Origin of the sequence: Streptomyces sp. NPDC050546, assembly GCF_044457425.1 — a bacterium.
Classification (GTDB): Bacteria; Actinomycetota; Actinomycetes; order Streptomycetales; family Streptomycetaceae; genus Streptomyces.
The window spans coordinates 136,274-161,603 of the sequence record NZ_JBITGX010000001.1 but is presented as its reverse complement, the minus strand read 5'-3'; the positions used below and the strand labels follow the sequence as shown (position 1 = coordinate 161,603).

20 protein-coding genes and 3 pseudogenes are annotated in these 25,330 nt (G+C 71.2%); 16 read left to right on the top strand and 7 right to left on the bottom strand.

From position 1 onward, the window contains the following. Positions 1–77: 77 nt before the first annotated feature. On the bottom strand, positions 78–320 hold the full coding sequence (locus ACIBK5_RS00770) for a hypothetical protein (RefSeq protein WP_399014745.1): 243 nt from the start codon (positions 318–320) through the stop codon (positions 78–80). 410 nt (positions 321–730) lie between these two features. Between ACIBK5_RS00770 and ACIBK5_RS00765 the strand changes: the two genes are divergently transcribed. The 7 genes and pseudogenes from ACIBK5_RS00765 (at position 731) to ACIBK5_RS00735 (ending at position 4,479) form a co-directional block, all read left to right on the top strand. Beyond that, positions 731–925 (top strand): hypothetical protein, encoded by a 195-nt coding sequence (locus ACIBK5_RS00765; RefSeq protein ID WP_399016267.1) that lies wholly within the window; start codon positions 731–733, stop codon positions 923–925. After that, positions 922–1,389, top strand: a pseudogene (locus ACIBK5_RS00760) (hypothetical protein); the annotation flags it as partial. The gene ACIBK5_RS00765 and the pseudogene ACIBK5_RS00760, both read left to right, overlap by 4 nt. Then, positions 1,390–1,521: a hypothetical protein gene (locus ACIBK5_RS00755; protein WP_399016264.1), complete on the top strand. Its 132-nt coding sequence runs from the start codon at positions 1,390–1,392 to the stop codon at positions 1,519–1,521. It abuts the pseudogene before it with no gap. Between the two features lie 83 nt (positions 1,522–1,604). Further along, positions 1,605–1,928 (top strand): putative quinol monooxygenase, encoded by a 324-nt coding sequence (locus tag ACIBK5_RS00750; RefSeq protein WP_399014742.1) that lies wholly within the window; start codon positions 1,605–1,607, stop codon positions 1,926–1,928. 72 nt (positions 1,929–2,000) lie between these two features. Next, positions 2,001–3,020, top strand: a complete 1,020-nt coding sequence (locus tag ACIBK5_RS00745) for a zinc-binding dehydrogenase (RefSeq protein WP_399014740.1) — start codon at positions 2,001–2,003, stop codon at positions 3,018–3,020. A 210-nt stretch (positions 3,021–3,230) separates the two neighbouring features. Further along, entirely contained in the window at positions 3,231–3,920 is a 690-nt protein-coding gene (locus ACIBK5_RS00740; protein ID WP_399014738.1) for a PaaI family thioesterase, read from the top strand. Positions 3,921–4,002: 82 nt separating this feature from the next. Beyond that, entirely contained in the window at positions 4,003–4,479 is a 477-nt protein-coding gene (locus ACIBK5_RS00735) for a 4-oxalocrotonate tautomerase family protein (protein WP_399014735.1), read from the top strand. Positions 4,480–4,504: 25 nt separating this feature from the next. Here the strand turns inward: ACIBK5_RS00735 and ACIBK5_RS00730 are convergent, their stop codons facing one another. Continuing rightward, complete coding sequence (locus ACIBK5_RS00730; RefSeq protein ID WP_399014733.1) at positions 4,505–5,089, bottom strand: TetR/AcrR family transcriptional regulator; 585 nt, start codon at positions 5,087–5,089, stop codon at positions 4,505–4,507. A gap of 94 nt (positions 5,090–5,183) precedes the next feature. Continuing rightward, positions 5,184–5,914 (bottom strand): annotated as a pseudogene (locus ACIBK5_RS00725) (helix-turn-helix transcriptional regulator). A gap of 59 nt (positions 5,915–5,973) precedes the next feature. Here ACIBK5_RS00725 and ACIBK5_RS00720 point away from each other — a divergent pair. The 3 genes from ACIBK5_RS00720 (at position 5,974) to ACIBK5_RS00710 (ending at position 8,359) form a co-directional block, all read left to right on the top strand. Next, positions 5,974–6,717, top strand: coding sequence for a hypothetical protein (locus ACIBK5_RS00720; protein ID WP_399014731.1), 744 nt, complete (start codon positions 5,974–5,976; stop codon positions 6,715–6,717). 61 nt (positions 6,718–6,778) lie between these two features. Then, complete coding sequence (locus ACIBK5_RS00715) at positions 6,779–7,360, top strand: TetR/AcrR family transcriptional regulator (RefSeq protein ID WP_399014729.1); 582 nt, start codon at positions 6,779–6,781, stop codon at positions 7,358–7,360. 372 nt (positions 7,361–7,732) lie between these two features. Then, on the top strand, positions 7,733–8,359 hold the full coding sequence (locus ACIBK5_RS00710) for an NAD(P)-dependent oxidoreductase (protein WP_399014727.1): 627 nt from the start codon (positions 7,733–7,735) through the stop codon (positions 8,357–8,359). Between the two features lie 214 nt (positions 8,360–8,573). On the opposite strand, the gene ACIBK5_RS00705 is transcribed toward ACIBK5_RS00710, so the two are convergent. Next, entirely contained in the window at positions 8,574–9,809 is a 1,236-nt protein-coding gene (locus tag ACIBK5_RS00705; RefSeq protein WP_399014725.1) for a glycosyltransferase, read from the bottom strand. A 163-nt stretch (positions 9,810–9,972) separates the two neighbouring features. Here ACIBK5_RS00705 and ACIBK5_RS00700 point away from each other — a divergent pair. The 3 genes and pseudogenes from ACIBK5_RS00700 to ACIBK5_RS00690 form a co-directional block, all read left to right on the top strand. Continuing rightward, positions 9,973–10,567: pseudogene (locus ACIBK5_RS00700) on the top strand (transposase); the annotation flags it as partial. A 427-nt stretch (positions 10,568–10,994) separates the two neighbouring features. Next, positions 10,995–12,974, top strand: coding sequence for a M28 family peptidase (locus ACIBK5_RS00695; RefSeq protein WP_399014723.1), 1,980 nt, complete (start codon positions 10,995–10,997; stop codon positions 12,972–12,974). A gap of 54 nt (positions 12,975–13,028) precedes the next feature. Continuing rightward, positions 13,029–15,044 carry a M36 family metallopeptidase gene (locus ACIBK5_RS00690; RefSeq protein WP_399014721.1) on the top strand — a complete coding sequence of 672 codons (2,016 nt, stop codon included), beginning with the start codon at positions 13,029–13,031 and terminating at the stop codon, positions 15,042–15,044. A gap of 37 nt (positions 15,045–15,081) precedes the next feature. Here the strand turns inward: ACIBK5_RS00690 and ACIBK5_RS00685 are convergent, their stop codons facing one another. Both ACIBK5_RS00685 and ACIBK5_RS00680 read right to left on the bottom strand, forming a co-directional pair. After that, positions 15,082–16,857 (bottom strand): ABC transporter permease subunit, encoded by a 1,776-nt coding sequence (locus ACIBK5_RS00685; RefSeq protein ID WP_399014719.1) that lies wholly within the window; start codon positions 16,855–16,857, stop codon positions 15,082–15,084. A gap of 5 nt (positions 16,858–16,862) precedes the next feature. After that, complete coding sequence (locus ACIBK5_RS00680; protein ID WP_399014717.1) at positions 16,863–18,380, bottom strand: ABC transporter substrate-binding protein; 1,518 nt, start codon at positions 18,378–18,380, stop codon at positions 16,863–16,865. A 205-nt stretch (positions 18,381–18,585) separates the two neighbouring features. Here ACIBK5_RS00680 and ACIBK5_RS00675 point away from each other — a divergent pair, with 205 nt between their 5' ends. The 3 genes from ACIBK5_RS00675 to ACIBK5_RS00665 all read left to right on the top strand — a co-directional run bounded on the left by ACIBK5_RS00675 (position 18,586) and on the right by ACIBK5_RS00665 (position 23,449). Further along, positions 18,586–19,446 carry an oxygenase MpaB family protein gene (locus ACIBK5_RS00675; RefSeq protein ID WP_399014715.1) on the top strand — a complete coding sequence of 287 codons (861 nt, stop codon included), beginning with the start codon at positions 18,586–18,588 and terminating at the stop codon, positions 19,444–19,446. Positions 19,447–19,512: 66 nt separating this feature from the next. Further along, entirely contained in the window at positions 19,513–21,741 is a 2,229-nt protein-coding gene (locus tag ACIBK5_RS00670; RefSeq protein WP_399014713.1) for a tetratricopeptide repeat protein, read from the top strand. A 130-nt stretch (positions 21,742–21,871) separates the two neighbouring features. Continuing rightward, positions 21,872–23,449 carry a phytoene desaturase family protein gene (locus tag ACIBK5_RS00665; RefSeq protein WP_399014710.1) on the top strand — a complete coding sequence of 526 codons (1,578 nt, stop codon included), beginning with the start codon at positions 21,872–21,874 and terminating at the stop codon, positions 23,447–23,449. 4 nt (positions 23,450–23,453) lie between these two features. Here the strand turns inward: ACIBK5_RS00665 and ACIBK5_RS00660 are convergent, their stop codons facing one another. Then, positions 23,454–25,235 carry a serine hydrolase gene (locus tag ACIBK5_RS00660; protein WP_399014708.1) on the bottom strand — a complete coding sequence of 594 codons (1,782 nt, stop codon included), beginning with the start codon at positions 25,233–25,235 and terminating at the stop codon, positions 23,454–23,456. Positions 25,236–25,330: the final 95 nt, after the last annotated feature.

Here is a 25,330-nt window from a genome sequence, read left to right as displayed (position 1 = left end):
GCCGTCGTGAAAGAAGAGCTCCACGAGGGATTGCTGGCGCCGCCCCCCCATGATGCCTGCTCGGACCGGCGTGACTGCTATTCCAGCGGTAGGTCGATGCCGTCGAGCGTGAAATGGCTGTTTTTCCTTTGCTCTCCGGTTTCACCCTGGTGCCACATCGACCGCTTGTCCGCTGATACCGATGCCTCCGGCAGCAGTTCCCAGTGCAGATCTCCCGAGCCGGAGACAACGTGCCAGCCGATGAGACATTTGGCCAACCGATCGAGCACAGCGATGAGCTCCGCGGGAACGAGTCCGGCCTCACGCGCGATCCGCTCCAACTCGGCACATCCTCGACCAGCGGAGGCATCTGTGTGCGCCGCAAGGCAGAGAGCGGTAAGCCGCAGAGACAGGTCGCCGGCGGCCATACATCTACCGCTCGCCATACGGAGAGCCCAGTCAGCGGCGCTCCTGCGGTCCGGACGCGCGGGACTCTGAGCAAACAACACGCCGTCGAGGAGCTGGGCGGTCACCACGCCGTCGGCTGCCCCGGTAGCAGTAGGCGTTCTGCGGAGCCAACGTGACTGCTCCATGGCCGACGGGGACGAGATCCTCGACTACCTGCGGCGCACCGTGGAACGGTTCGGCATCGACCGCCACATCCACTGCTCCACGAAGGTGATCTCGGCCAACTGGTCGGGTAAGACGGCCCGTTGGACGGTGACCGTCGAACGCCACATGGATAACCGCGGTGCCGCGCCGGGACCGGTTCGCCGCCGGGGTCCGGCGGCGGCTGCCCGCCGGACTGGCACACCGGGTCGTCAGGGCGCGCAACGCCGCCTACTCCAACGGCTTCTACCACTACTGCCGGCGCTTCCCCGACCGGGCGCGGGCGCTGCTGACCAAGGCCGCCGCGCGGCGGCCTTGGTCAGGACGCGGTGCGTGAGCACTTCACGCCGTCGTACGCGCCGTGGGACCAGAGGGTGTGCATCACGGCCGACGCGGACCTGTTCAAGGCGATCCAGCGCGAGGAGGTCGACGTGGTCACCGATCAGATCGAGGGCTTCGTCGCCGAGGGGATCCGGTTGCGGTCGGGCATGGTGCTGCCGGCCGACATCGTGGCGTCCCGAGTGGCGTCGCGCCGAGATCGGTGCCGCGAACGGTCATGGCAACGCCCGGTCGCTCGCCCGGATCCACTCCGTCATCGCCTGCGGCGGCACGCTGGACGGCGTACGCCTGCTCTCGCCGAAGACCATCGACCTGATCTTCGATCAGCAGTCCGATGGCCCCGACCTGGTGCTCGGGGCTCATCTGCGATTCGGGATCGGATTCGGGCTGCCGTCGCCCGCGGTGCCGTATCTCCCGCCAGGACGGATCTGCTTCTGGACCGGATGGGGCGGATCGATCGTCGTGATCGACACCGAACGCCGGGCGGCGATCTCGTACATCATGAACCGGATGGGCACCGGGATCCTCGGCAGCGACCGCACGAACCAGTACGTCAAGGCCGCTTTCGCGGCACTGGAGAAGGCGCGCCCGTGAGTTGTGGTCTCCGCCCGTGAGAACCGGCAGCACGACATCTGCCATAATTATAACGAGTGTCATAACGTGAAAGGTGTAGCCCCATGACCAACCCGGTAGTGCTGGTGGCGACGATGGTCGCCAAGCCCGGTCAGGAAGAGCTGATCGAGAAGACGCTGACGGAGGCGGCGGCCAGGGTGCACGCCGAACCCGGATGCCTGCGGTACGCGCTGCACCGCAAGGCCGGTACCACCGGTGAGTTCGTCATGATCGAGAAGTGGGCCTCGCAGGAGGCGCTGGGCGCGCACATGAAGGGTGCCGCGATGCGGGAGATCGGCACCGCACTGGCGCACGCGCTGGCCGGTGCTCCGGACATGGTCTTCCTGGACGCGATCCCGGCCGGCGCCCCGGACGCCGGCGCCGTCTGACCGAGTACGGCGACCGGGTCGACCGGCACACCGGCCGACCCCGGCTTCCCCACGAAACCGAGGAGCTTTCCCATGAAGAGCCTGATGTTCGTCGCGCCCGGACAACTGCGCTTCGACGAGGTCGACGCCCCCACCGTCGTCGAGGGCACGGACGCGCTCGTACGCCCGCTCGCGGCCACGACGTGCGATCTCGACCACCATGTCATCGGCGACAAGACGCCGTTCTCCGGATTCGGCCCGTTCCCGATCGGCCACGAGTGCGTGGGTACGGTGGTCGAGGTCGGCCCCGACTGCACGGATGTCGCGGTCGGTGACGTCGTCGGGGTCGCGTGGCACATAGCGTGCGGCAGTTGCGCGCAGTGCGAGCTCGGACACCCGGCCCGCTGTCTCGTCCACGGCGACGCCCAGTACGGACTTCCGGTGAACGGGGCCTGGGGCGGGACCTTCGACGAGCTCATCCGCGTTCCCTACGCGGACTTCAACCTCGCCAAGCTGCCCGCCGGGGTCGATCCGGTGCACCTGGCCTCGATCGGCGACAAGCTCGCCCTCGGCTGGGAGACGGTGATGCCGACCGTCGCCGGTATCACCGACCCGAAGGTCGCGGTGTTCGGCGGGACCGGTTCCATCGGTCTGTACTGCGTCGACGTAGCGGTCCACTGTGCCGGAGCCCGGACCGTGTACTACGACGACGACCCGGTCAGGATGAAGGTCGCCGAGCAGCTCGGCGCCGAGGTCCATGACATCAACGGCAAGCGGGAGAAGGACTTCCACCTCGCGGTGGACGCCAGCTGCGACGCCGCGCGGCTGCGCAAGGCGCTGTTGTCGGTCATGCCCGAGGGCTACGTCAACAGCGTCGGCATCTACTTCGACGAGGTCCAGCTCCCGCTGCTCGCGCTGTACCAGCGTGGCGTCCACTTCCACAACGGCAAGGGGCACGCGCGGCCGAACATGACACCGACGCTGGAGGCGGTGGCCGCCGGGACGCTCCACCCCGAGCTGGTGACCAGCGGCGTGTACGGCTGGGACGAGATCCCCGACGTGCTGACCTCGGACCGCGCCGGCCACAAGCCGATCTTCGTCCTGGAGAACTGAGGCGCCGGGCCCTACGGCCCGTCGTGGCGTTCACCGTCGTGGGGGGAGGGGGTCGATGCCCTTCTCGGCCGAGAACAACTTCCCGACGCCCTGCCCAAGAAGAACCTCAAGCCCGTCTCGTCCTCGTACGCGACACCGCCCCGACCCCCACCACAACAGGCTGCCCCCCACCGGGCTGCGACGTGCAGCACGGCGACACCCGGAAACGCGATGAACTCGTCTTTGAATGACCAGGCCACGACCAGCGCCGCCCCTGAACGACCGGCACAGCAGGACCCAGAAGGCGAACGGGCCGCGATCGCCGCACTGGGCCACGAGCTGCGTGCCCTGGTCGACGCCACTGTGCGTACCGCGGCCTCGCCGGACACCCTGCACCGCGTGACGGACGGAGTCCGCAGTCTCACCAGGCAGCTGACCGGGCGGCGTCGCGCACGCGCGGAGATCCCTTCGGTGGACGAGTTCCCGGGAGGGGTACGGATGTACAGCCCCGTCACGGGTGCCGGCAGCCCACTCGCACCCCCCATGACCTTCACGCCGGCCGACGGCGGAGTGGCGGGAACCTGTGTCCTCGGCAAAGCGCATGAAGGCCCGCCCGGTTACGGACACGGAGGCATGAGCGCCATGCTCCTGGACGAACTGATGGGCTGGGTCTGCGTCGCCGCCGGGACGCCTGCGATGACCGTCTCACTCCAGTTGCGCTACCACCGTCCCGTTCCTCTGGACACGCCTCTGCGCGCGTTCGCCCAAGTCACCGGCGTCGAGGACCGAAGGCTCTCGGTAGTCGGCGTCATCACCACCGAAGAGGACCACGCCACGGTCCTGGTGGCAGCGGACGGCGTCTTCGTGTCTCCGGACCCCGACCGTGCCCGTGCGCTGTTCCCAAGCCTGCCGATCACCTGACGACTCGTCGACCGTGCCGTCCGCGCGGCCCGGCCATGATGTCGTAGCCTGCCGTCTATAACGACTGTCATAGGAGGATGTTATGACCATCATTACCGTGAACGCGCCGAAGGGCCGTCTGAGCCTGGAGCAGCGCCGCGAGCTGGCCGAGACGCTGACCGACGCGGTGCTGGTGCCCGAGGTGGGGCAGCCCGCCCCGGCGGCCCGGGCCGGGTTCCAGGTGCACTTCGTCGAGCGCGAGCGGGACATGATGGCTGTCGGCGGCAGGCTGCTGGCGGACGCCGAGCAGGAACTCGACGTGATGGTGATCGACCTCGCCGTCATGGACGCCGCCTGGCAGCGGGAGGTGCGGGCCGAGGTCATCGAACGCGTCCTGGCCGCACTGGCGGTGGCCTGCGGGCTGGAGAAGCCGGCGCCGGCCTGGTGGGTCAACTTCCGGGTGATCGAGGAGGGCGGCTGGGGCTCCTCGGGCGGCGTGCTGTCGATCCTGCCGTTGCTGGAGAGCGGGGTGTTCACGGAGGAGAGGGTCAAGGCCGTCCGTGCCGCGCTGGGCGTGTGACAGTCCGGGGAGTGTGAGGGTCGGCTCAGTCCTTGATCGTGGCCAGGATGAGCGACTGGAGTTGCTCGGCGGTGTGATCGAGGGGCTGGGTGCTGCGCTTGGCGCGACACATGGCCACGGTTCCCTCGACGGCCGCGACAATCAGTGTCGCGAGCTGGGTCGCCTGATCGGGCTCGGCGCCGTGCTCGCGCAGAGAGTCGGCGAGCAGACTCTCCCATGTGGCGAAGACGTCGGCGGCGGCCGCGAGGGCGGCCGGCATCTCATCGATGGCCGATTCCTCGATGGAGACGGCGAGCACGGGGCAGCCGGCCCGGAAGTCGCTGTCGACGACGATCTTGCGCCACAGGGCGAGGAAGGCCCGCAGTCCGGCTGCCGGACCCGCCCGTAGTTCCGCGCGGAGGCTGCGGGTCGTCCACTCGCCCGTGTGGCGGACGGCTTCGGTCGCCAACTGCTGCTTACCCTCAGGGAAATAGTGATACGTCGACCCGAGCGGCGCTTCGGCGTGCTTGGCGATCTCGCGGATGCTCGTCGCGTTCAGGCCGCGCCGACTGATCATGTCGGCCGCACCGGCCACGATCCGCTCACGTGCTGACGGGCTGGACTTGTTCACCTGCGAGGCCCCTTCTGGTCCCACTGTCTATAACAATCGTCATAGTCTATCGCGATTGTCGTGCACGGAGATGGCAGAGAAGCCCAGCCAGGTACTACTCGGCAGTCAGGCTCTGCGTACCGACCACCGCCAGCAGCGCCAGCAGCGCCAGCTTCTCGGCGTCCTCGGTGCCCGGCTCGGCCGAGTAGCCGAGGATGCGCAGGCCGCTGCCGTCATCCGGAGCACGTTGCAGTCCAGGGTCAGCAGGCCCACCTGCGGATGTTCGATCGTCTTGCGTGAGACCTCAAGACTGCCGACGACACCCGCCTCCCACAGCTCGGCGAACCGCTCGCTACCTACGCGCAACTCGGTGACCAGTTGCCGCAGTTGACGGTCGGCGGGATACCTGGCGGCGGCGGACCGCAGCTCGGACACCATGCCGATCTCCAAGGCGCGCTGTTCTTCCGGTGTGTGCTTGATCCGGGGGGGACGATCCCAGGAACACCCCCCCCACGCTCCGTTGCGTTCGAGGCCGCGTGCGCCGGACGTGTCGCCCAACAGCGCCTGGTACAGCGGGTTGGCCATCAGCAGCGTCAAGGCGGCGTCGGTGACCGCGACCGGTGTGTCCACCAGCCGGTCCAGCAGTCGCAGGACACTGGGCGGAATGTACGACGGCACCAACTCGGGTCCTGGGAGCACCAGCCCGGCCAGCCCGAACAGATACGCCCGCTCGTCTCCCGTGAGCCGCAGTGCCCTTGCCAGGGCCTCGACGACCTGATCGGAAGGGTTGGTCGCCCGGCCCTGTTCGAGGCGGGTGACGTAGTCGGCCGGGATCCCGGCCAGCAGCCCTCGACGCCTACGTCCGCCTTCTGGGGCAGGTCGGCCCGAAGTTCCGGCCGCAGGACGTGTACAACTCGACCCTGGCCGGCGCGCTGGAGTGCCTTGACTCGGGCATCACCACCCAGCTGGACTTCGCCCACATCGCGTACTCGCCCGAGCTCGCGGACGCCGCCGTCGACGCCCTGAGGGCAGCGGGGCTGCGCGCGGTCTTCGGCTACGGCACCCCGGTCGACGTGACCGAGGGCGGGAAGCTCACCGACGTCCGCCGGATCCGCGAGCGCCTGGCCGACGACAACGCGCTCGTCACCATGGCGTACGCCCCGCTCGGCCCCTTGGCCACGCCCATGGAGACGGTGGCCAAGGACTGGCGCTCAGCCGACGAGATGGACCTGCCGCTGACGATCCAGCTCGCCAGCACCCCCCTCAACGAACGGCCGCTCTTCGCCCTGCGCGACGCCGGCCTGCTCCGTGAGAAGACCGTCTACGTCCACGGCAACGGAATCGGCGACGACGAGCTGAAGCTGATCGGCGACTCGGGTGCCACCGCCTCAGCAACACCCGGCGACGAGGCCGACAGTCCTCGTGGCAGGGAAGGTCGTGAAGTTCGCGGGCCGACTGGTCCACGCCGATCTCCGCCGTACCGCCCGGGCCCTGCGCGCCACCTCGGCCGCGGTCAGCGCTCGCTGATTGCTCAGCGGACCACTGCCCGCTACCAGCGGTCGTTCCTCATGGTGGCACGTGCCACCGAGGTGAAGACCCCGGCAGTCCCGCCCGCTATGGTGGAACGTAAGCGGACAGGAGTCCGGTAGAGGGCTGCTGTATGGGTCCGGTGTTGCGGGGCTCGGTTGTGGGTCTGCTGAGGAGGGGCTTGTGGAGCCGGGAAATGACGGGCCTCAGCGGTCGGACGCGCAGCGCAACAGGGAGCGCATCCTGAACGTGGCGCTGGTCGAACTGTCGCTTTCGGCGGACGCCCCGCTGAGTGCGATCGCCAAGAAGGCGGGCGTCGGGCAGGGGACGCTCTATCGCAACTTCCCCAACCGGGAGGCGCTCGTCCTGGAGGTGCATCGCCATGAGGTGGAGCAACTCACTGACAGTGCCACCGAGTTGCTGAAGACCATGGAACCCGACCAAGCTCTGCGTGCGTGGATGGACCGTCTCTCCCGCTTCGCCATGGCCAAGGCAGGTCTGGCCGACGCGCTGCGGCAGGCCGTCAACGCGACGGGAGGGCCGGAGAGGCCGGGATTCTCGCTGGTGGTCGACGCGATCGACCTCCTGCTCAATGCCAACCACGAGGCAGGCACCATTCGCCCGGACCTGAGCTGCGACGACTTCCTCCTGGCCGTCGCCGGCATCTGGCAGATCGACACCCGCGGAGACTGGCCTGCTCAGGCCACCCGGCTGCTGGATCTCGTCATGGACGGCCTGCGCGCAGGGGCTCCGGGGCGGCGCTGAGCGCCCGCGTTCTTGGTGGCGCAGGCGAGGCGAGGTCGGCGGATTCCCTGAGGGGTATTCGTCCGTCGTCCACGGGCTCTGGGGTCCGTCGCACTGTGGTCTGTATTCGTTCGAGTGATTCCCGCCTGCCTCGCGTGCCGCGGCCCCGCCCCGGTCCCCAGTGGACGCGCTGCCTGGCGGACCTGCCGTTCGCGTCCGTGGCCGACCGAGCCGGGATTCGGTATTGCCTTACCGGACAGCTGTCCGCTACGTTCTTCGTAACGGACAGCTGTCCGCTTAGTTCTTCTCTGTCGGCGCGGCCCGGATGTGGCCATCGGCGCGACAGACGCACGCCCGATCCTCACCCCCACGCTCACGGAAGGTTCCCGTGCCATGAAACTGTTCGTTCTCGGTGCTACCGGTCCCACTGGTCGTCATGTAGTTGACAGGGCCCTGCGCGCGGGTGACTCGGTCACGGCCTTTGTGCGCAACCCCGCGGCTCTCGGTGACCTGGCCGAGAGGGTCACGGTGGTCACCGGAGACGCCACCTCGCCCCACGACGTCCTCGCGGGCGCGACCGGGCAGGACGTGATCGTCTCCGGCCTGGGCCGAGGGACGTCCGTGCGCGCCGACGAACTCTTCACGCGTTCCTCGACGGCAGTGATCGACGCGGCCAAGGATGCGGGCGTCTCCCGTCTGGTGTGGCTGTCGTCGTTCGGTGTCGGACACACCTTCGGCTGGGCGAGCACCACTCAGAAGGCGATCTACCGCACGCTTCTGCGGTCGATCTATGCCGACAAGGAGATCGCCGACGAGCGCATCCGCTCCAGCGGGCTGGATTGGACCGTGGTCTACCCGACCCGGTTGGTCGACGGTCCCGCCCGGGGCACGTACAGCACGGGGGACCGGTTGCCCATGAAGGGCAACCCGGCGATCAGCCGTGCGGACGTGGCCGCCTTCATGTACCAGGCGGCCCATGGCAACGAGTGGATCCATCGCAGCCCCGTGATCACCGACTGAGAGCCACGCCCTTCAGGGGCCGCATCCGACGCGAACGATGACCATCTGCTCGAAAGCTCCGACTTGGAAGCGAAGTAAGGCTTCTCCGGAGTTGCTTCGGCATGGCGCCCTATGCGCTCCCGGGCGCGGGCCGGGACAAGACGACCTGGAAAGCGCGGTGTTGGCTACGCAGTCCGATGCCGGACGCCTCCCCGACCCGATGATTCCGCATCGTTCAGACGGACTTGGGTGGCGTTTCCCCGCCGACCGCATCGAGCAACAGCCTCGCAGCCACCGTCGTCCCGTCGGTGCGGATCGTGCCGGCCACGGCCGTCGCCCGCGCGCGGGTCTCAGGGGCCAGGGCCGTCCTGAGCGCAGCCGACAGGGAAGCGAAGGTCGGCGTCGGACCGTCATGTGCCGCGCCGATGCCCAGGTCGGTCACCCGGCCGGCCCAGTACGGCTGATCCGTCGCCTGAGGCACCACCACCTGGGGCGCGCCGGCCCGGGCGGCCGTGGTCGTGGTGCCGGCGCCGCCGTGGTGCACGACGGCGGCCACCCGGCCGAACAGCGCCTGGTGATTGGCCTCACCGACGACGAAGCAGTCATCGGCGTCGTCGATCAGGGCGAGGCCGGCCCAGCCGCGGGAGACGAGGGCACGGTGGCCCTGTGCGCGGATCGCCTCGATGACCACCTTGGGGAGGTCCTCGGAGGTGTGCATGGGCATGCTGCCGAAGCCCACGTACACCGGCGGTGTGCCCGTCTCCAGGAACGCCACCAACTCGGCCGGGAGCGGACGGACATCGGGCAGGATCCACGCACCGGTCTGGACGACATCCAGGTCCGGCGTCTCCCGCCACGGGTCCAGGACCGGGTCCGTGGCCAGCCACGGTCGGTTGCCGATGACGTGGTCGCGGACGTGGGCCACCGGTGGTAGGCCGAGCGACGCCCGGTTGGAGTTGAGCGCCTCACCGAACAGTGCGTCCACGCTCTGCGCGTCCAGGTCCCACAGCACCCGGTTGTCCGTCACCTCCGGTGGGAACGGCCGACCCGGATACGCCAGCGGTGCGTGGTGCGGAGACGGCAGGACCATCTTCTGGAAGCTCGCGTACACGGGCCGGATGCCCAGTTTCTCGGCCACCGACAGCGCGCCGGCCGCAGCGGGAAGCATGCCGGTTGCCAGCAGCACGTCACATCCCTCGGCCGCCGCGGTGACCGTGTGGAACTGCGCGGCGATCAACTCGGCCGCGTATTCGGGCAGGGACGAGGGCGGCGGCGCTGCGGTCGTCAGCGCCCGCGCCGACCGACCGACCGGCACCAGGGGCACGCCCACACCGGCCAGCAGCCGGGCGAAGTCCTCGTCCGGCGGCGCGCACACCCGCACCTCCGCGCCGAGTTCCCGCAACTGCACCGCCAGTCCCGCCATCGGCTCGACGTCCCCGCGCGACCCATACGTCGATAACAACACACGCACCGTGCGACTCCTCATTCCTCAACTTCCGGCTTCGGACGGTGATTCTGCGGCACCACCAGGGCCTTGCCGCAAGCCCCCCGGTGCGCTATAAGTTGAGCATGGAAAGGAGCGGGGAACTCCTTTCCTATTTCTTTTTGCCGCCTGGTACAGCGGACCGGCCCTCGCGAACCTCACCATGCGGCAGCTCGCACCTCTCTTCGGCTGCTCGCCCGCCACCGTCTGCCGGGTTGTCCAACGCCTGCGACCCTTGCTTGCGCTGGAGCCGGCGCCCCGTCTCGTGGCAGGCACTGACCGGCTATGGATCGTGGACGGCACTCTGATCCCGGTCCGTGACCGGCAGGTCGCAGCCTCCTCGGGCACCTACCGGTTCTCGGCGAATGTGCAGGTCATCATCGACGCCGACACCCGCCTGGTGGTGGCCCCGGCCCGGCCTGGCCCGCACCCGGCAACAAGGCAGACGCCCACGTCTGGCGCGAGTCCGACCTGCCCGCCGTAGCGGCCGGGGCGACAGTGATCGCGGACGGCGCCTACCTGGGCACCGGGCTGATCGTCCCGCACCGCAGACGAGCCGGGCGCCCCCTGCTGCGCGGCCAGGAGGAAGACAACGCCGAGCACCGGCGGGTGCGGGCCCGTGTCGAGCACACCCTCGCCCGGATGAAGACCTGGAAGATCCTGCGCGACTGCCGCCAGAGAGGCGACGGCCTCCACCACGCCGTCCGGCCGTCGCCACCATGCACAACCTCGCCCTAGCCGGGTGAAACAGCACGACAGGCGTTACTCAGCCATGCCCGCCACCGTACCTTCCGCAACACCCTTTAGAAGTTGGCGCGCAGGCAGTGGCCGAACGTGTGCTGGACGCCGAGGCCTCGTGGGTGACCATTCCGACGGGCGCGGTATGGCGCGTACGCAGCACCCGGGCGAAGCGCCCGCCACCGTGCCAGTCCTTCGAGGTCGCTCGCGCTCCGTAGCTCGTTCAACTGTCCCGAGTTGAACGGAATTCGCCCTACATCCTGGGATGCGAGCGCGCAACCGAAGGCGGACGATGGAGGACAGGGGCAAACCAGCGCGGGACCTATCACGGTTCCCCTGTCGTGATCACCTCGTTCTCGAACGGCCCGTGCCGCTCGGGACGTTCACTCGGTCATGCGCCGATTCCGGACCGGTTCACTGTGTGGAGGCACTGAAATGTCCGCGCTCTTCTTCGACATAGGAGCGACCCTGGCAGACGCCCGGGAGGAGGCGGACGGTTCGCTGACGTTGCTGCCACGGCCTCGCGTCCTCGCCGTGCTCGACGCCTTCCGCGACGTCCCGAAGGGCGTCATCTCCAACCCGGGCCCGAGTGAAGGCGCCGCTGAGCGGGCCGCGTCAGCCCTGCGGGAGGCCTTCCCCGGCCGGTTCACGGACGACGCGCTCATCCATTGGGGCCCCAAGAACAACCGGGAGATCTTCGACGAGGCCGTCGCCGGAACGGCGGGCGAGGGGGTCCCGGCCTCCGCACCCGGCGAGTGCGTCTTCGTGGGCGAGGATCACCAGGAGCGCGCGTTCGCCGCGCAGGCGGGGCTGCGTACCGCCGCCCACCCCGTGTTCACCGGCGCCGCCCTGGAGAACCGGCTCGTGCTCTGGGCCCGTATCGAGCTGCCCGAGGACCGGGGCCTGCCCGCGCTGGAGACGGTCGCGAACCAGACCGAGGTCGTTCCCGTGCACATCGCCTCCCCACGGCTCGTGCTGGCCATGGCCAGCATGCGCGGCGCCGCCGCACTCGAGCGCGCCGGGTTCGCGGTCGACCTCCGGGGGCCGGTGGAGGACACGGAGGCCTTCCTGATCCGCGACGACCGCCCCCTCACCACCGGCCCGGACTTCGCGGACGCCCCGGACCGGGCGACGACACGCGCCACGTCCGCTTTCGGCGTCGTCGCCGGGGAACTCGCCGCACTCGACGCGCCGCCCCTCCTTCCGCTGGGCGCCGCGCCGGGCGGCGTCTACGTCGCCGCACCCGTCGGCGCTCCGATCGAGGACGTCCATCTGCCGGGCGCGAAGCCTGGCCATACCGAGCGACTGCTTCCGGACCCGGCGCTCCTTTCCCGCCCCGGTGAGGCACGGGCGGCACAAGGACGCGCCGCAGGCCTCACGGAAGGCCCGGCGGAGCCGGGCCCACCCGCGTCGGCAGCCGGTGACGGCCATCCCTCCCCGGAAACGGTCGCCGCGGTACGGGCGGCCGTGACCCCCGGGGTACTGCGGGGTCATGTCGCGCGTATCTCCGGCGTCGAACCGCTCAGAGCCGGCGAGGCGCTCCTGGTCCGCAGCCGTGACGCGTCCGCCGCGGACAACCCCCGAGTCGTCGAGGCACTCGCGGACCGCTTCCAGAACCTCGGCCTGACGGTACGGCTGCACCGATTCCGGTGGCGCGGAAGCCGGTTGTTCAACGTGGAGGCCGAGCACCGTGCGGCAGGGGCGGACTCCACGGTGCTCATCACCGCGCACTTGGACTCCACCGCCTCCAGCGGCGAATTCTTCGACGAGAACGGCGCCCCACGCCTCTACGACCCCGCTGTGGACCCCGCACCGGGCGCCGACGACGACGGCAGTGGAACCGCCGCCGTCATGGCCGCGGCCGAGTGCCTGCACGACTTGCTCACCGAGGGCAGGACACCGACCCGGAACGTGCGCTTCGTGCTCTTCAACGCCGAGGAACAGGGCCTGGTCGGCAGCAAGTTCTATGCGCGGGCCGCCGCCGCTGCGGACGACCGTATCGCCGGTGTCTTCCAGATGGACATGATCGCGGGCCGCCAGGAGGGCAGCGCACCCACCGTCGAGATCCACGCCGGTTCCTCGGTGCCGGGTCCGGTCGTCGGAGCCTCCGACGCGCTGGGCGCCCTCGTCGCGGGCACCCTCCCCGCCATCGACCCCACGGTGACCGTCCAGCAGCTCACGGGCCCCGACGATCCGGCGATCGGACGGAGCGACCACGCCAGCTTCCATGAGCGGGGGTGGGCGGCCATCGCCGTCTCCGAGGACATCTTCGCTCCGGACGGCGGGCCCGGTACGGGCACCAGGCAGTACCACACCCCGGGAGACACGCTCATCGACCAAGATCACAGCCCGGAGTTCGCGGCCACGGTCGCCCGCTCCGTAACGGCGACCGCGCTCACCCTCGCGGGCCTGTGACCACAGGACGGCAGAAGCCGGGCTTCCCGCGCCCGGTGAACAGGAGCAAGCGTCATGACACAGCTGATCGACAAACGGGACATGGACTACGACCGGCTCGCCCGGGTCCAGGGCGCCGAGGCGTTCCTCGCCGAGACCGATCGCGTGGCGGAGTCGGTGCACCACACCCTCATCGCCGACGACAGCAAGGTCAACCGCTTCACCGGGCACCTGACCGAGCTGCGGGTGGAGGGCGCACCGGCGGGCCTCGCCGAACGGGCGGGCGCCGGGTCCGCCGACGGCGACTACATCGCCCGCGCCAAGGAGTACCTCTCCTCGGTATCCGGGGCGATCGGGTTCGCCGCCGGAGAGCCCGCCGAGTTCGAAGCCGATCCGAAGGTGACGTCCACGAGCGGCGGCATGCGCGTGGTCAGCCTCCAGCAGACGCTCAACGGCATCGACGTGTGGGGCATGGCCCCCAAGGTGTGGCTGCGCGAGGACGGCACGGTCGACGGGGTCGTCGGGGACACGGCGAGCGTGCCGGGCAGCGTGCCCACGATGCCCGTGGTGCCGGTCGAGGCGGCCCTCGCCGCGGGCGCCGCGAAGGCCGCCGCACCGGTCACGGTCGAGAGTCCCTTCGGTGACGACGCCCTCCCGGCCCTGGACACCTCCGCCGGCTTCCGCCGGCTCAGTGCCCAGGCGCGCAACGACCAGCCGATGACATTCGACCAGGGCGCCTTCGACGAGGCGATCCCCGCCCGGCTCGTGTACTTCTACATGGGCGACGCCGTCCGGCTCGCGTGGTCGTTCAGGTTCTCCCGCGCGAGGGGGGCCGTGCAGTACCACGCGCTCGTGGAAGCCGACGAGACGACGTCGGACAGGACGGCACCCCAGGTCCTGTATCTCCAGGACCTGTCCAACCATGTCATCGGAGGCGTGGTGGTCCGGCAGAACCCGGCCGAGACCGGATTCGCGCTGGCCTCCTTCCCGCTGCCCCTGAGCGACTACCCGGTCAAACCGCCACCGGCGCCGGCGCCCGGCCTCTTCGGACCCTGGGTCACGCGACAGAACGGGCATGTGGCGACCGTCGGGAACAACGTCGAGGCCGTCGACGGTGTCACCGGCAAGAGCTTCGAGGTCGACCTCGACGCGGCGGGCAACGCGCTGTTCGCCCCGGACCCCGACACTCCTGAGCAGCTGGTCACCAACATCTTCTACGGCTGCAACTACATGCGTGACTTCTTCGTCATGCTCGGCTTCACGGAGGAGCACGGCAACTTCCAGACCGTCAATGTCTCGGGCCTCGGCCACGGCGCCGACCCGGTCCGCGCCTTCACGCATCCCGTGGCGATTCCGGGCACCGCCACCATGCTCACGCGCGCCGACGGTCTGGCGGCGGAGATGAACATGGGGCTGGTCGAAGAGACCGGCAGGCACACGGCCCTGGCCATGGACGTCGTCGTCCACGAGGCCACACACGGCACGACCAACCGGCTCGTCGGCGGGCTGCACGATGCCAACGGCCTGCGCGAACCACAGTCCCGGGCGATGGGCGAGGGCTGGTCGGACTACTTCGCGCTCACCATCTTCAACTTCTCCCGCGAGCACGAGCACACCGTTGTCGGCGACTGGGCCATCGACGACCCGGGCGGTATCCGCCAGCGACCGTACGACGACCGCTACCCCGGTGACTTCGGGGACATCGGGCAGGCCACGGGCGGACTCGACTACACGAGGATCCACAACGTCGGCGAGATCTGGTGCGCCGCGCTCCTGGAGATGACCCGCCGGATCAGCGCGGAACTCGGCGGCAGGGAGCGCGGCTACCGGGTCGCCTGGCAAGCCGTCGTGGACGGGCTGAAACTCACCCCGAAGAACCCGTCGTTCCTCACCGCCCGTGGCGCGATCCTGCGGGCCCTGAAGGACCTCAAGGGAACGGCGTTCACCGAGGCCGAGTACGCCGGGGTGCGCAAGGCGGCCTGGGGATCCTTCGCCCGGTACGGCATGGGCTTCGACGCCTTCTGCCCCAACACGTCCTTCATCGGCTGCCGGGCCGGCACCAAGCTGCCTCCGGCCGGGCACGAGGACTGAGGCGGTCCAGCCGGTCCAGCTGATCGAAGAGGCCTTGTCACACGAACGCCTGGCCGCCGTGCGCGCCCTTCTCGCGCCGCACCGCGCCGGCCGTCACCGCCAGCACGGAGAGCAGCACCAGCGCGGCGGCCGGGCCCAGGACGGTCCAGGGGGCCAGTTCGGCGTACGGCTGGTTCTCGGAGAGGAGCCGGCCCCACTCCGGGGTGGGCGGCTGTTCGCCGAGGCCGAGGAAGCCGAGCGAGGCGAGGACCAGGACGGTCGTGGGCAGCCGGAGCAGGGCGTTGCGCAGCAGGGCCGGCACCACCGCGGGGAGCAGGTGGCGGCGCAGCAGGTGCAGCCGCCCGGCCCCGAGTGCGACGGACGCGGCGATGTGACCGCTCGCCCGTTCCTGTTCGAGCAGTGCGGCGGTCTGGGCGGCGTAGGGGCTCCAGCCCACCGCGCAGACCGCGCAGGCCGCTCCCCACACCGACGGTCCGGTCACACCCGCGATCAGCAGTCCCGCGAGGACGGCGGGCAGCGTCGACACGACCTCCGTCGGACCCGAGCTCGCCCGCGGTGCCATGCCCAGCAGCAGTCCGGTGGCGGCGCTGAGCGCGGTCACGGCGAGGGCGACCCCCGCCGTGCGCACCGCCCCGTGACCCAGCCGGGCCAGCAGATCCCGGCCCAGAGCGTCGGTGCCCAGGGGGTGTTCGGGAGAGGGGGACAGCAGCCGTGCCGCCGTGTCGACCCCCAGGGGGTCGCGCAGGAGGCCCGCCGTGACCAGGGCCAGCAGGGCCAGCGCACAGACCGCGGTGATCCAGCGCAGGGAGCGCGGCGCGACGAGCGGGGGCCGGTGCAGCGCCGGCAGGGCGCCGTCGCGCAGGGGACGGCCGAGGAGCGCGTGGCGCAGGGCCCGGATCAGGACGCCGGCGCTCACGCCGAGCAGCACCAGGGCCAGGGTCGCGGTCTGCAGCACCGGGAGGTCCTGCGCGACGGCGGCCTCCAGGGCGAGCCGGCCCAGCCCGGGGATGTTGAAGATCTTCTCCACGGCGACCGCGCCGCCGACCAGGGCCACGACGGTCGGCAGCAGTTGCGGCAGTATGCCGGGCAGGGTGCGGCGCAGCGCGTCGCGCGCGATGTGGCCCGGCGGGAGACCGACGGCGTACGCCGTGCGCGCCCATGGTTCGTGGAACGCGGCGGGCAGCGCCTGGTCGAGCAGCCCGCCCAGCATCGCGCCCGACGGGATGCCGAGGGCGAGCGAGGGCAGCACCATCGACGGCGGTCCCTCCCAGCCGCTGGAGGGGAACCACCCCCACCACACCCCGCACACCGTGGCCAGCACCGAGGCGAGCAGGAACTTCGGCAGCGCGGCAAGCACAGCGGCCGTCGTGCCCGTCCGGTCCTGACGCAGCCGGCGCCGGGAGCCGAGGAACACCGTGCGGACGCACACCAGCGCGGCCACCACGGCGGTGACCACGAACGCGCCCAGCATCAGGGTCAGGGACACCGAGAGGGCGGTCCCCACCTGCGGCATGACGGCTTCCCCGGACACCCACGAGACTCCCGCGTCCCCGCGAGGCAGCCCTCCCAGCCAGTGCCCGAGATGCGCGAGCGGCCCCTCGTCCAGGCCCAACTGCTCCCGTACCACGGCCAGTTCGTCCGGTGTCGGGTTCTGGTCCGCGGAGCGGGCGCGCAGCACCGTGCGGGCCGGGTCCGCGCCGGTCAGCCACGGCAGCAGGGCCACGGCCCCGAGCAGCGCGACCGCGGCGAGCACACGGCCGGCCGCCGCCGGCCAGAGGGACGGGCGGGCGGCCGGGGCGTGAGCGACGCTCATACGGGCTACTTGACGCGCGTGTCGACGTCGACGAGAGAGCGCTCGCGCGGGTCGAGGATCACGCCCTCGACATCGGACGCGATGCCCTGCACGGCCTGCTCGTGGACCAGCGGCAGCACGGCGTCGGTGCGCAGGATCTCCGCCTCCGCCTTCATGATCTTCTCCTGGCGGCGCTCCGTGTCGCGCTCGGCGGCAGCGGCCCGGATGGCCTTGTCCACCGCGGCGTCCTTCAGGCCGGGGATGTTGTAGACGCCCTCGCTGGTGAAGTCGCTGGCGAGGTAGTCGACCGCGTCACCGGTGTCGAGGAGTGTCACCCGGGAGAAGACGAGGGCGTCGTACTTGCCCGCGAGGAGGTCGGCCTCCATCTGCGTGTACTCACGCACGTCCTGCTTCACCGTGAACCCGGCCTTCTCCAGCTGCTGCTGGAGCACGCTCGCGGCCTCGGGAAGCTCGGCCCGGTTGGTGTAGGTGGCCAGCCGCAGGGTCCTGCCCTTGGACGCGGACTTCACCTGGGCGGTCGTCGCGGGCTCAGCGCGCCCGGACACCTTCACACGCCGGTCGTCGGCCCACGGGACGGCGGGCCCGAACAGGCCCTGCGCGGGGTCGGCGTAGCCGCCGAAGACGGAGTCGACCAGCGCGGAGCCGTCCACGGCCTCGCGGGCGGCGGCGCGCAGCGGGGCGTCGGTGAACAGGCCCTTGCCGGTGTTGAGGATCAGGCTGTCGGTGCGCACCGAGGGCACCTCGTGCCGGGTGTCCTCTTCGAGCAGCTTCGCCTGGGCGGTGGGGATCCACTCGGCGATGTCGGCCTCGCCGCCGCGCAGGGCGTTGGCGCGGGCCGTGCCGTCCGCGATCCAGCTGACGTCGATGCCCGGCGCCTTCGCCTTGCCGCCCCAGTAGCCGTCGAAGCGGGTGAGCGTCGCCTTGGCCTTGCCGCTCAGCCTGGTGATCTCGAACGGGCCGGTGCCGGTGCCGACCGGGCTGACGGCTCCGTCCTTCGCGTACGCCTTCGCCGACAGGATCGCCAGCGCGGGACTGGCCAGCCGCAGCGGCAGCACCGGGTCGGGCGACTTGGTGGTGAGGGTGACGGTGTCGGCGTCCTCGGCCTCGGCGGTGAGGGCCACATCGCTCAGCACGCGGGGCTTGGGCTTGGCCCGGCCCGCGTGGTCGAGAGCGTCGACGACCGACTGGGCGGTGAGCTCGGTGCCGTCCTGGAACGTGGCCTTGCGCAGGTCGAAGGTCCAGGAGGTGTCGCCGTCCTGTTTCCAGGACTTCGCCAGCGCGGGCTCGGCCGTGCCGTTCTTGCCGAGGGCGGTGAGGCCCTCGGCGACGGACAGCTTGCTCAGCACGGTGGCGTCGTTGCTGTACGGAGACAGCGCCTGCACCGGCGGCACGGCCAGCGCGACCCGCAGCCGACCACCCGATCCGGCTCCGGCGCCCTCGCCGCTGTCGCTCGGTGCGAAGCAGCCGGCCAGCAGAGGGGGGAGAGCGAGTGCCGCTATGAGGCCGCGGGAGGTGGTGCGCATGTCGAGTCCTGTCGTGCGGGAGGCCGGGCATGCCGTTGCGGCCCGGTGCGGGCTTGATCGGCGGCGCCAGCCTATAAGGGGAGCCTTACCAAACCTTTAACCGGGTGGGTGAAATCTCAACGACTGGACAGTCCTCTGCCTGTTCTCGCGGTGTCGACCTGTTGTTCGAGCTGTGTCATCGTGGGCGCCGGGCGGAGGTGAGTCCATGACCGGCGCGGACCCGAGCGCGGACCCGGGGCTGTTCACTCCTGATTCGGTGACCTGGCAGCTGCACGGCGACCCGATGATGTGGATCGCCGGCATCCGGGCGCTCTACCTCCAGGCCCTGCACCCGCGCGCCGTACGCGGAGTCATGCAGAACTCCGACTTCCGCCGCGACGCCTGGGGCCGGCTGATGCGCACCGCGCACTTCGTCGGCACCACGACGTACGGCACCACCGAGGCCGCCGAGCGGGCGGGCGCCCGCGTCCGGAAGATCCACCGCATGCTGACGGCGACCGACCCGGACACCGGCGAGTCCTACGGCGTCGACGAACCCGAACTGCTCATGTGGGTCCACTGCGCCGAGATCGACTCCTATCTGCAGGTGCTGCGCGGATCCGGGTTCCGGCTCACCGACGCCGAGGCCGACCGCTACATCGCCGAACACCGCCGGAGCGCACGTCTGGTGGGACTCGACCCGGGCACCGTACCGGCCGACCGGGCCGAGCTGGCCGCCTACTTCGAGAAGGTGCGCCCGGAGCTGGCCGCCGGACCCGAGGCACGCGCAGTGGACGACTTCCTCCTCCACCCGCCGACGCACCCGCTCCTGGTACCGGTGCGCGAGGTGCTGTGGCGGCGCGTGGCACAACTGGCGTACGCCTCTCTGCCGCCGTACGCCCACGAGCTGTACGGCAGACCGGCCCCCGCACCCGCCACCGCCGCCCGGCAACTGCGCCTCACCGGTCTCCTGTTGCGCCGGATTCCCGCACGTCTGCGGTGGCAACTCCCGCCCAAACACATCCTGCGCGCCATGGCGAGGCTCGGCCCGGACGCGCGCCCGGCACCGTACAAACTCGGACGATAGGCCGCCATACTGAGTGGGCCAGTGGGAGGAGCGAGCGAACAGCTACCGGGGGGAGCGTCGCGCGACATGGGGGAGACCAGGCTCATCCACGGCCGATACCGGCTGCTCGATCTGATCGGGCGCGGCGGCATGGGCGAGGTGTGGCGGGCACGGGACGAGTCCCTGGGCCGGCACGTCGCCGTCAAGTGCCTCAAACCGCTGGGCCCCAACCACGACCACGCCTTCACGCGGGTACTGCGGGAGCGGTTCCGGCGTGAGGCCCGGGTGGCCGCCGCGCTCCAGCACCGGGGCATCACCGTCGTGCACGACTTCGGAGAGTCCGACGGCGTCCTCTACCTCGTCATGGAGCTGCTGGACGGCCGCAATCTCAGCCAGCTCCTGGAGGACAACAAGCAGCATCCGCTGCCGGTCGCCGACGTGGTGGAGATCGCCGAGCAGGTCGCCGCGGCGCTGGCGTACTGCCACGAACAGAACATCGTCCACCGCGACCTGAAACCCGCCAACATCGTGCGGCTCGGCGACGGCACGGTGAAGATCTGCGACTTCGGCATAGCCCGCCTCGGCCACGACATCGGCTTCACGTCCCGGCTGACCGGCACCGGCATCGCCATGGGCACCCCGCACTACATGTCCCCGGAGCAGATCAGCGGTACCGAGGTCGACCAGCGCAGCGACCTGTACTCCTTCGGGTGCGTGCTCTACGAGATCGCCACCGGCGTACCGCCGTTCGACCTCGACGACCCCTGGGCGATCCTCGTCGGCCACCGCGACACCCCGCCCCGGCCGCTGCGCGAACACCGCCGCGAACTGCCCGAGTACCTGGAGCGCGTCGTCCTGGACCTGCTGGCCAAGGAACCCGGGCACAGACCCGACGACGCCCGCGAGCTGGCCCGCCGGATCAGCATGCACCGGGCCGCGCCCGCGTATGTGCCGACGGTGCTGGCGGCCCGTCCCGCGCCCGGCGCGCTGGCGGGAGCGGGTCGCATGCCGTCCTGGACTCAGGGCATGACCACCGGTCACAAGGCGGCCGGTGCCGGGCTGCGCACCACACCGCCGGACCCGGCCGCCGGGCTCTCCGGCGAATGGATCGCGCGGCCCGCCGCCGGCCCGGTCGAGGAACCCGTCCCCGAGGAACGGCCCACCCCGTCCCCGGACGTCCTGACCGCCCTGGCCGGCCGCCACAACGCGGGCCTGAGCCTCGGCCGGCTCGGCCGCTGGGCGGAGGCGGGGGAGGTGCACCGGGCGGTAGCCGCCGAACGCGAGCACCTCCTCGGCCCCGACCACCCCGACACCCTCGCCAGCCGGTACGAGGTCGCCTTCACCCTCAGCCGCACCGGCCGTGCCCCGGACGCCCTGCGCGAGTACAAGCACGTGGCCGAGGCCAGGATCCGCAGCCACGGCGCCGACCACCCCGACACGCTCGCCGCCCGCCAGGAGATGGCCTACGTGCTCGGTCAGTTGGGCCGTCCCTTCGACGCCCACCGGGTGTACACCTCGGTGCTCACCGCCCGGGAGCGCACCATGGGGCCCGACCACCCCGACACCCTGCGCTGCCGGCACAACCTCGCCTTCAACCTCAGCCGCCTGGGCCGCCTCGAGGACTCGTACCGCATGGCCCGCGAAGTGGCCGCCGCCCGCGCCCGGGTGCTCGGCCCGGACCACCCCGACACCCTGGTCACCCGCTACGAAGTCGCTTACGCGCTGGGTCAGTTGGGTCGCTGGGCCGAAGCCCTGGAGACCTACCGTGAGGTCGCCGAGGCCCGCGCCGGGGCCCTCGGCGCCGACCACCCCGACACCCTCGCCGCCCGGCACGAGATCGGCATCAGCCTGGGCCGCCTCGGCCGCAGCGCGGAGGCCCTGGACCTCTGTCGCGACCTGGCCGAGGACCGCACCCGCGTCCAGGGCCCCACCCATCCCGAGACCCTGCGCGCCCGTCACGGCTGCTGCGTCAACCTCGGCCGGCTGGGCCGCTGGGAGGAGGCCCTCGCCGAGTCCCGGGACGTCGGAGCCGTCCGCGAGCGGATCCTCGGCCCCGACCATCCGGACACCCTGGTCAGCCTCCGCGAGGTCGCAGTCGGCCTGGGCTGGCTGGGTCGCTGGGCCGACGCGCTCACCGAGTACCGGCGCGTGGCCGCCGCCCGTGAACGAGTCCTCGGCGCGGACCACCCCGACACCCTCGCCAGCCGTAACGACGAGGCGCACTGCCTGCAGCAGCTGGGCCGCGGCGCCGAAGCCGTGGCGCTCTACCGCCAGGTGGCGGCCCTGCGGGAGCAACGGGCGTCGGCCGGGCGGTGACACGAGGCGGAACCAGGCTGGGCAGCCCGGCAGGACAGGGCCGAAGGCCGCGAGCTGACCTGCACACGGCGGCCGGGGGCCCGGCCGTCGTCATCTGGCCGACCTGGATCACCCCGTGTTACGAAGAACCATGACCGCACCCGAGGGACCCCGCGCACACCGGACGTACGACGCCGTCATCGTCGGCGGTGGACACAACGGCCTGGTCGCCGCCGCCTACCTGGCCCGGGCCGGGCGCTCCGTGCTGGTCCTGGAGCGGCTGGACCACACCGGCGGCGCGGCGGTGTCCACCCGGCCGTTCGCCGGGGTCGACGCCCGGCTGTCCCGGTACTCGTACCTGGTGAGCCTGCTGCCCAAGAAGATCGTGCGGGACCTCGGCCTGGACTTCCGCGTCCGCACCCGCACCGTCTCCTCCTACACGCCCGCCGAGCGCGACGGCCGGCCCACCGGGCTCCTCGTCGGCGGCGGCGAACGGCGGACGAGGGAGGCATTCGCCCGGCTCACCGGCTCGGACCGCGAGTACCGGGCCTGGCAGGAGTTCTACGGCATGACCGGCCGCGTCGCCCAACGGGTCTTCCCGACCCTCACCGAGCCGCTGCCCACCCGCGAGGAACTCCGCGGCCGCCTCGACGACGAGCAGGCCTGGCGGACGCTGTTCGAGGAGCCGATCGGTGCCGCCGTCGAAGAGCGTTTCGCGGACGACCTGGTGCGCGGCGTGGTCCTCACCGACGCGCTCATCGGCACCTTCGCCGACGCCCACGACCCCTCACTGAAGCAGAACCGCTGCTTCCTCTACCACGTGATCGGCGGCGGCACCGGCGACTGGGACGTGCCGGTCGGCGGCATGGGCGCCCTCACCGACGCACTCGCCGACACGGCACGCGCCGCGGGCGCCGTCCTCGCCACCGGCCACGAGGCGCTGCGCATCGCCACGGACGGCCGTACGGCCGAGGTCACCTACCGGACGGCCGAGAGCGAGGGCACCGTCGCCGCCCGGCACGTCCTGGTGAACGCCTCCCCGCAGGGCCTGGCGGAACTGACCGGCGGCACACCTCCGGCTCCCGCCGAGGGCGCCCAGCTGAAGGTGAACATGCTGCTCACCCGCCTGCCGAGGCTGCGGGACAGCGCCGTCGACCCGCGCGAGGCGTTCGCCGGCACCTTCCACATCGCCGAGGGCTACCAGCAACTGGCCACCGCCCACGCCCAGGCCGCCGCCGGTGGTCTGCCCGCCGCGCCGCCCTCCGAGATCTACTGCCACTCGCTCACCGACCCGACCATCCTCGGCCCCGACCTGGCCGGGCAGGGCTACCAGACGCTCACCCTCTTCGGTCTGCACACCCCGGCCCGCCTGTTCGAGCGGGACAACGACGCCGTACGCGAGGAGCTGCTGAAGTCGACCCTCGCCCAGCTCGACGCCCACCTGGCCGAGCCGCTCGCCGACTGTCTGGCCACCGACGCGGACGGCCGGCCCTGCATCGAGGCCAGGACCCCCCTCGACCTGGAGCGGGATCTCGGCCTGCCCGGCGGCAACATCTTCCACCGCGATCTGAGCTGGCCCTGGGCCCAGGACGGCACCGGCCGCTGGGGCGTGGAGACCGGCCACGCGAACGTGCTGCTGTGCGGCGCCGGAGCGGTGCGCGGCGGCGGAGTGAGCGGGGTGCCCGGGCACAACGCGGCCATGGCGGTACTGGAGAAGGAACCCCGGTGACCCCTCAGTCCGCCGACGGCGTCCACCCCACGGCCTGAAGGCGCGACGCGTCCGCCGGGCGGGTCTCGTCGAACAGGGCGCCGCCTGCCGCCTCGACCCGCAGTCCGTCCACGTAGCACCCCCGCCCGACGTACAGCCGGTCCGTCGCGTACCGCCAGCGCAGGCCGAGTTCCCGCGCGGCGGGGACGTCGGCGGTGAGCCGGTGCCAGTCGCGGCCGGACCAGCCGGTGACCGAGCCCGACGGATGCTGCCGGTGGTCCTCGCCCCGGCGGGACGTCGTGAAGGGCACCGGCTGCCAGGTCGTGCCGCCGTCGGTCGTCGCCTCCAGGACCAGCACGTCGGCCTTCGGCTCGGTGTCCCACCACAGCGCACAGCGCAGCCGCGCCCCGCCGCCGGACGTGTCGAGCGGGGGGAGAGCGAGCGTCGCCGTCGCGGAGACCGCCATCCCGGAGAACCAGGCGCCGCGCCCCCGCACCGGCCGGACCGCCACGGCTCGTGCCAGGTTGTTCGCGGCGGCGACCCGAGGGGCCGACCCGGAACGCCAACTGCGCACCGGATGCACGGAGTTGCCGAGCACGACCAGGAACGAGTCGGTCGTCGGGTCGAGCACCAGCGAGGTGCCTGTGAAGCCGGTGTGCCCGGCGGTGCGCGGCGTGGCCATCGCGCCCATGTACCAGTGCTGGTAGAGCTCGAAACCGAGGCCGTGCTCGTCGCCGGGGAAGGCGGTGTTGAAGTCGGTGAACATCAGCTCCACCGACTCCGGCGTCAGGATCCGCTCCCGCCCGTAGACACCGCCGTTGAGCAGCGTACGGCCGAGGACCGCGAGGTCCCAGGCGTCGGAGAAGACACCCGCGTGTCCCGCGACACCGCCCAGGCTGAAGGCGTTCTCGTCGTGCACCTCGCCCCACACCAGGCCCCGGTCCAGGCCGGACCACGGAGGACGGGCGTCCTCCGTGGCCGCGATCCCCGGCCGCCAGGAGGCGGGCGGGTTGTAGCGGGTGCGGCGCATGCCGAGCGGCGCGGTGATCTCCTCCCGCAGGAGGGTGTCCAGGGAGCGGCCCGTGATCCGTTCCAGCACGAGCTGGAGCGAGACTAGGTTCAGGTCCGAGTACAGATACGCCGTGCCCGGCGCGCTCACCGGCTTCTCGTTCCAGATGAGCTCGAGCTTCTCCTCGTACGTCGGCGCGCTGTACAGCGGGATCCAGGCGCGGAAACCGGAGGTGTGCGTGAGGAGCTGACGGATCGTGACGTCCTGCTTGCCCGCGCGTGCGAAGTCCGGCAGGTACGAGGCGACCTTGCCCTCCAGCTCCAGCTTGCCCCGCTCGATCTGCTGCACGGCGAGGATGGAGGTGAACAGCTTCGACACCGACGCCAGGTCGAAGACGGTGTCCTCGGCCATGGGAATCCGCTCGTCCGGCGGGAACTCCACACCGGTGTCGGTCTTCTCGTCGTAGGACCGGTAGCGCACCGCCATGCCGATGGGCCGGTGCAGGGCCACGGTGCCGCCGCGCCCGGCGAGCAGGACGGCGCCCGCGTACCAGGGGTGGGTGGGGGAGGGGCCGAGGAACGCCGCGGCGTCGGTGACGAGCCGGCGAAGGTGCGAGGGGAGCAGGCCGGCGCGAGCGGCGGAGCCGTGCCTCAGGGTCGGGCGGTGGCCGGTCGCCGCCGGGGAGGCCTCGGCGGGTCCGGCGGGCAACGGCGCGAGAGTGAGCGCTCCGCCCAGGGCCAGGCCCGCTCTGCCCAGTTGACGGCGGGTCAGTTCATTGCTCGCCGGTCTGTCGGTCACCGCACACACCCCTTCGCCTCAACCGCCTCGCATGTCCCGTGAAGTATGTCCGCCGTAGGCCTCCGCACAAAGACCGCACGCTCGAACCCACCACG

What these genes read in the sequence shown, in the direction of transcription:
- ACIBK5_RS00695 (WP_399014723.1), top strand. Translation starts at nt 10,995, where the DNA reads ATGTCCGCGCTCTTCTTCGACATAGGAGCGACCCTGGCAGACGCCCGG.
- ACIBK5_RS00710 (WP_399014727.1), top strand. Translation starts at nt 7,733, where the DNA reads ATGAAACTGTTCGTTCTCGGTGCTACCGGTCCCACTGGTCGTCATGTA.
- ACIBK5_RS00690 (WP_399014721.1), top strand. Translation starts at nt 13,029, where the DNA reads ATGACACAGCTGATCGACAAACGGGACATGGACTACGACCGGCTCGCC.
- ACIBK5_RS00665 (WP_399014710.1), top strand. Translation starts at nt 21,872, where the DNA reads ATGACCGCACCCGAGGGACCCCGCGCACACCGGACGTACGACGCCGTC.
- ACIBK5_RS00750 (WP_399014742.1), top strand. Translation starts at nt 1,605, where the DNA reads ATGACCAACCCGGTAGTGCTGGTGGCGACGATGGTCGCCAAGCCCGGT.
- ACIBK5_RS00745 (WP_399014740.1), top strand. Translation starts at nt 2,001, where the DNA reads ATGAAGAGCCTGATGTTCGTCGCGCCCGGACAACTGCGCTTCGACGAG.
- ACIBK5_RS00740 (WP_399014738.1), top strand. Translation starts at nt 3,231, where the DNA reads ATGAACTCGTCTTTGAATGACCAGGCCACGACCAGCGCCGCCCCTGAA.
- ACIBK5_RS00680 (WP_399014717.1), bottom strand. Translation starts at nt 18,380, where the DNA reads ATGCGCACCACCTCCCGCGGCCTCATAGCGGCACTCGCTCTCCCCCCT.
- ACIBK5_RS00685 (WP_399014719.1), bottom strand. Translation starts at nt 16,857, where the DNA reads ATGAGCGTCGCTCACGCCCCGGCCGCCCGCCCGTCCCTCTGGCCGGCG.
- ACIBK5_RS00670 (WP_399014713.1), top strand. Translation starts at nt 19,513, where the DNA reads ATGGGGGAGACCAGGCTCATCCACGGCCGATACCGGCTGCTCGATCTG.
- ACIBK5_RS00735 (WP_399014735.1), top strand. Translation starts at nt 4,003, where the DNA reads ATGACCATCATTACCGTGAACGCGCCGAAGGGCCGTCTGAGCCTGGAG.
- ACIBK5_RS00675 (WP_399014715.1), top strand. Translation starts at nt 18,586, where the DNA reads ATGACCGGCGCGGACCCGAGCGCGGACCCGGGGCTGTTCACTCCTGAT.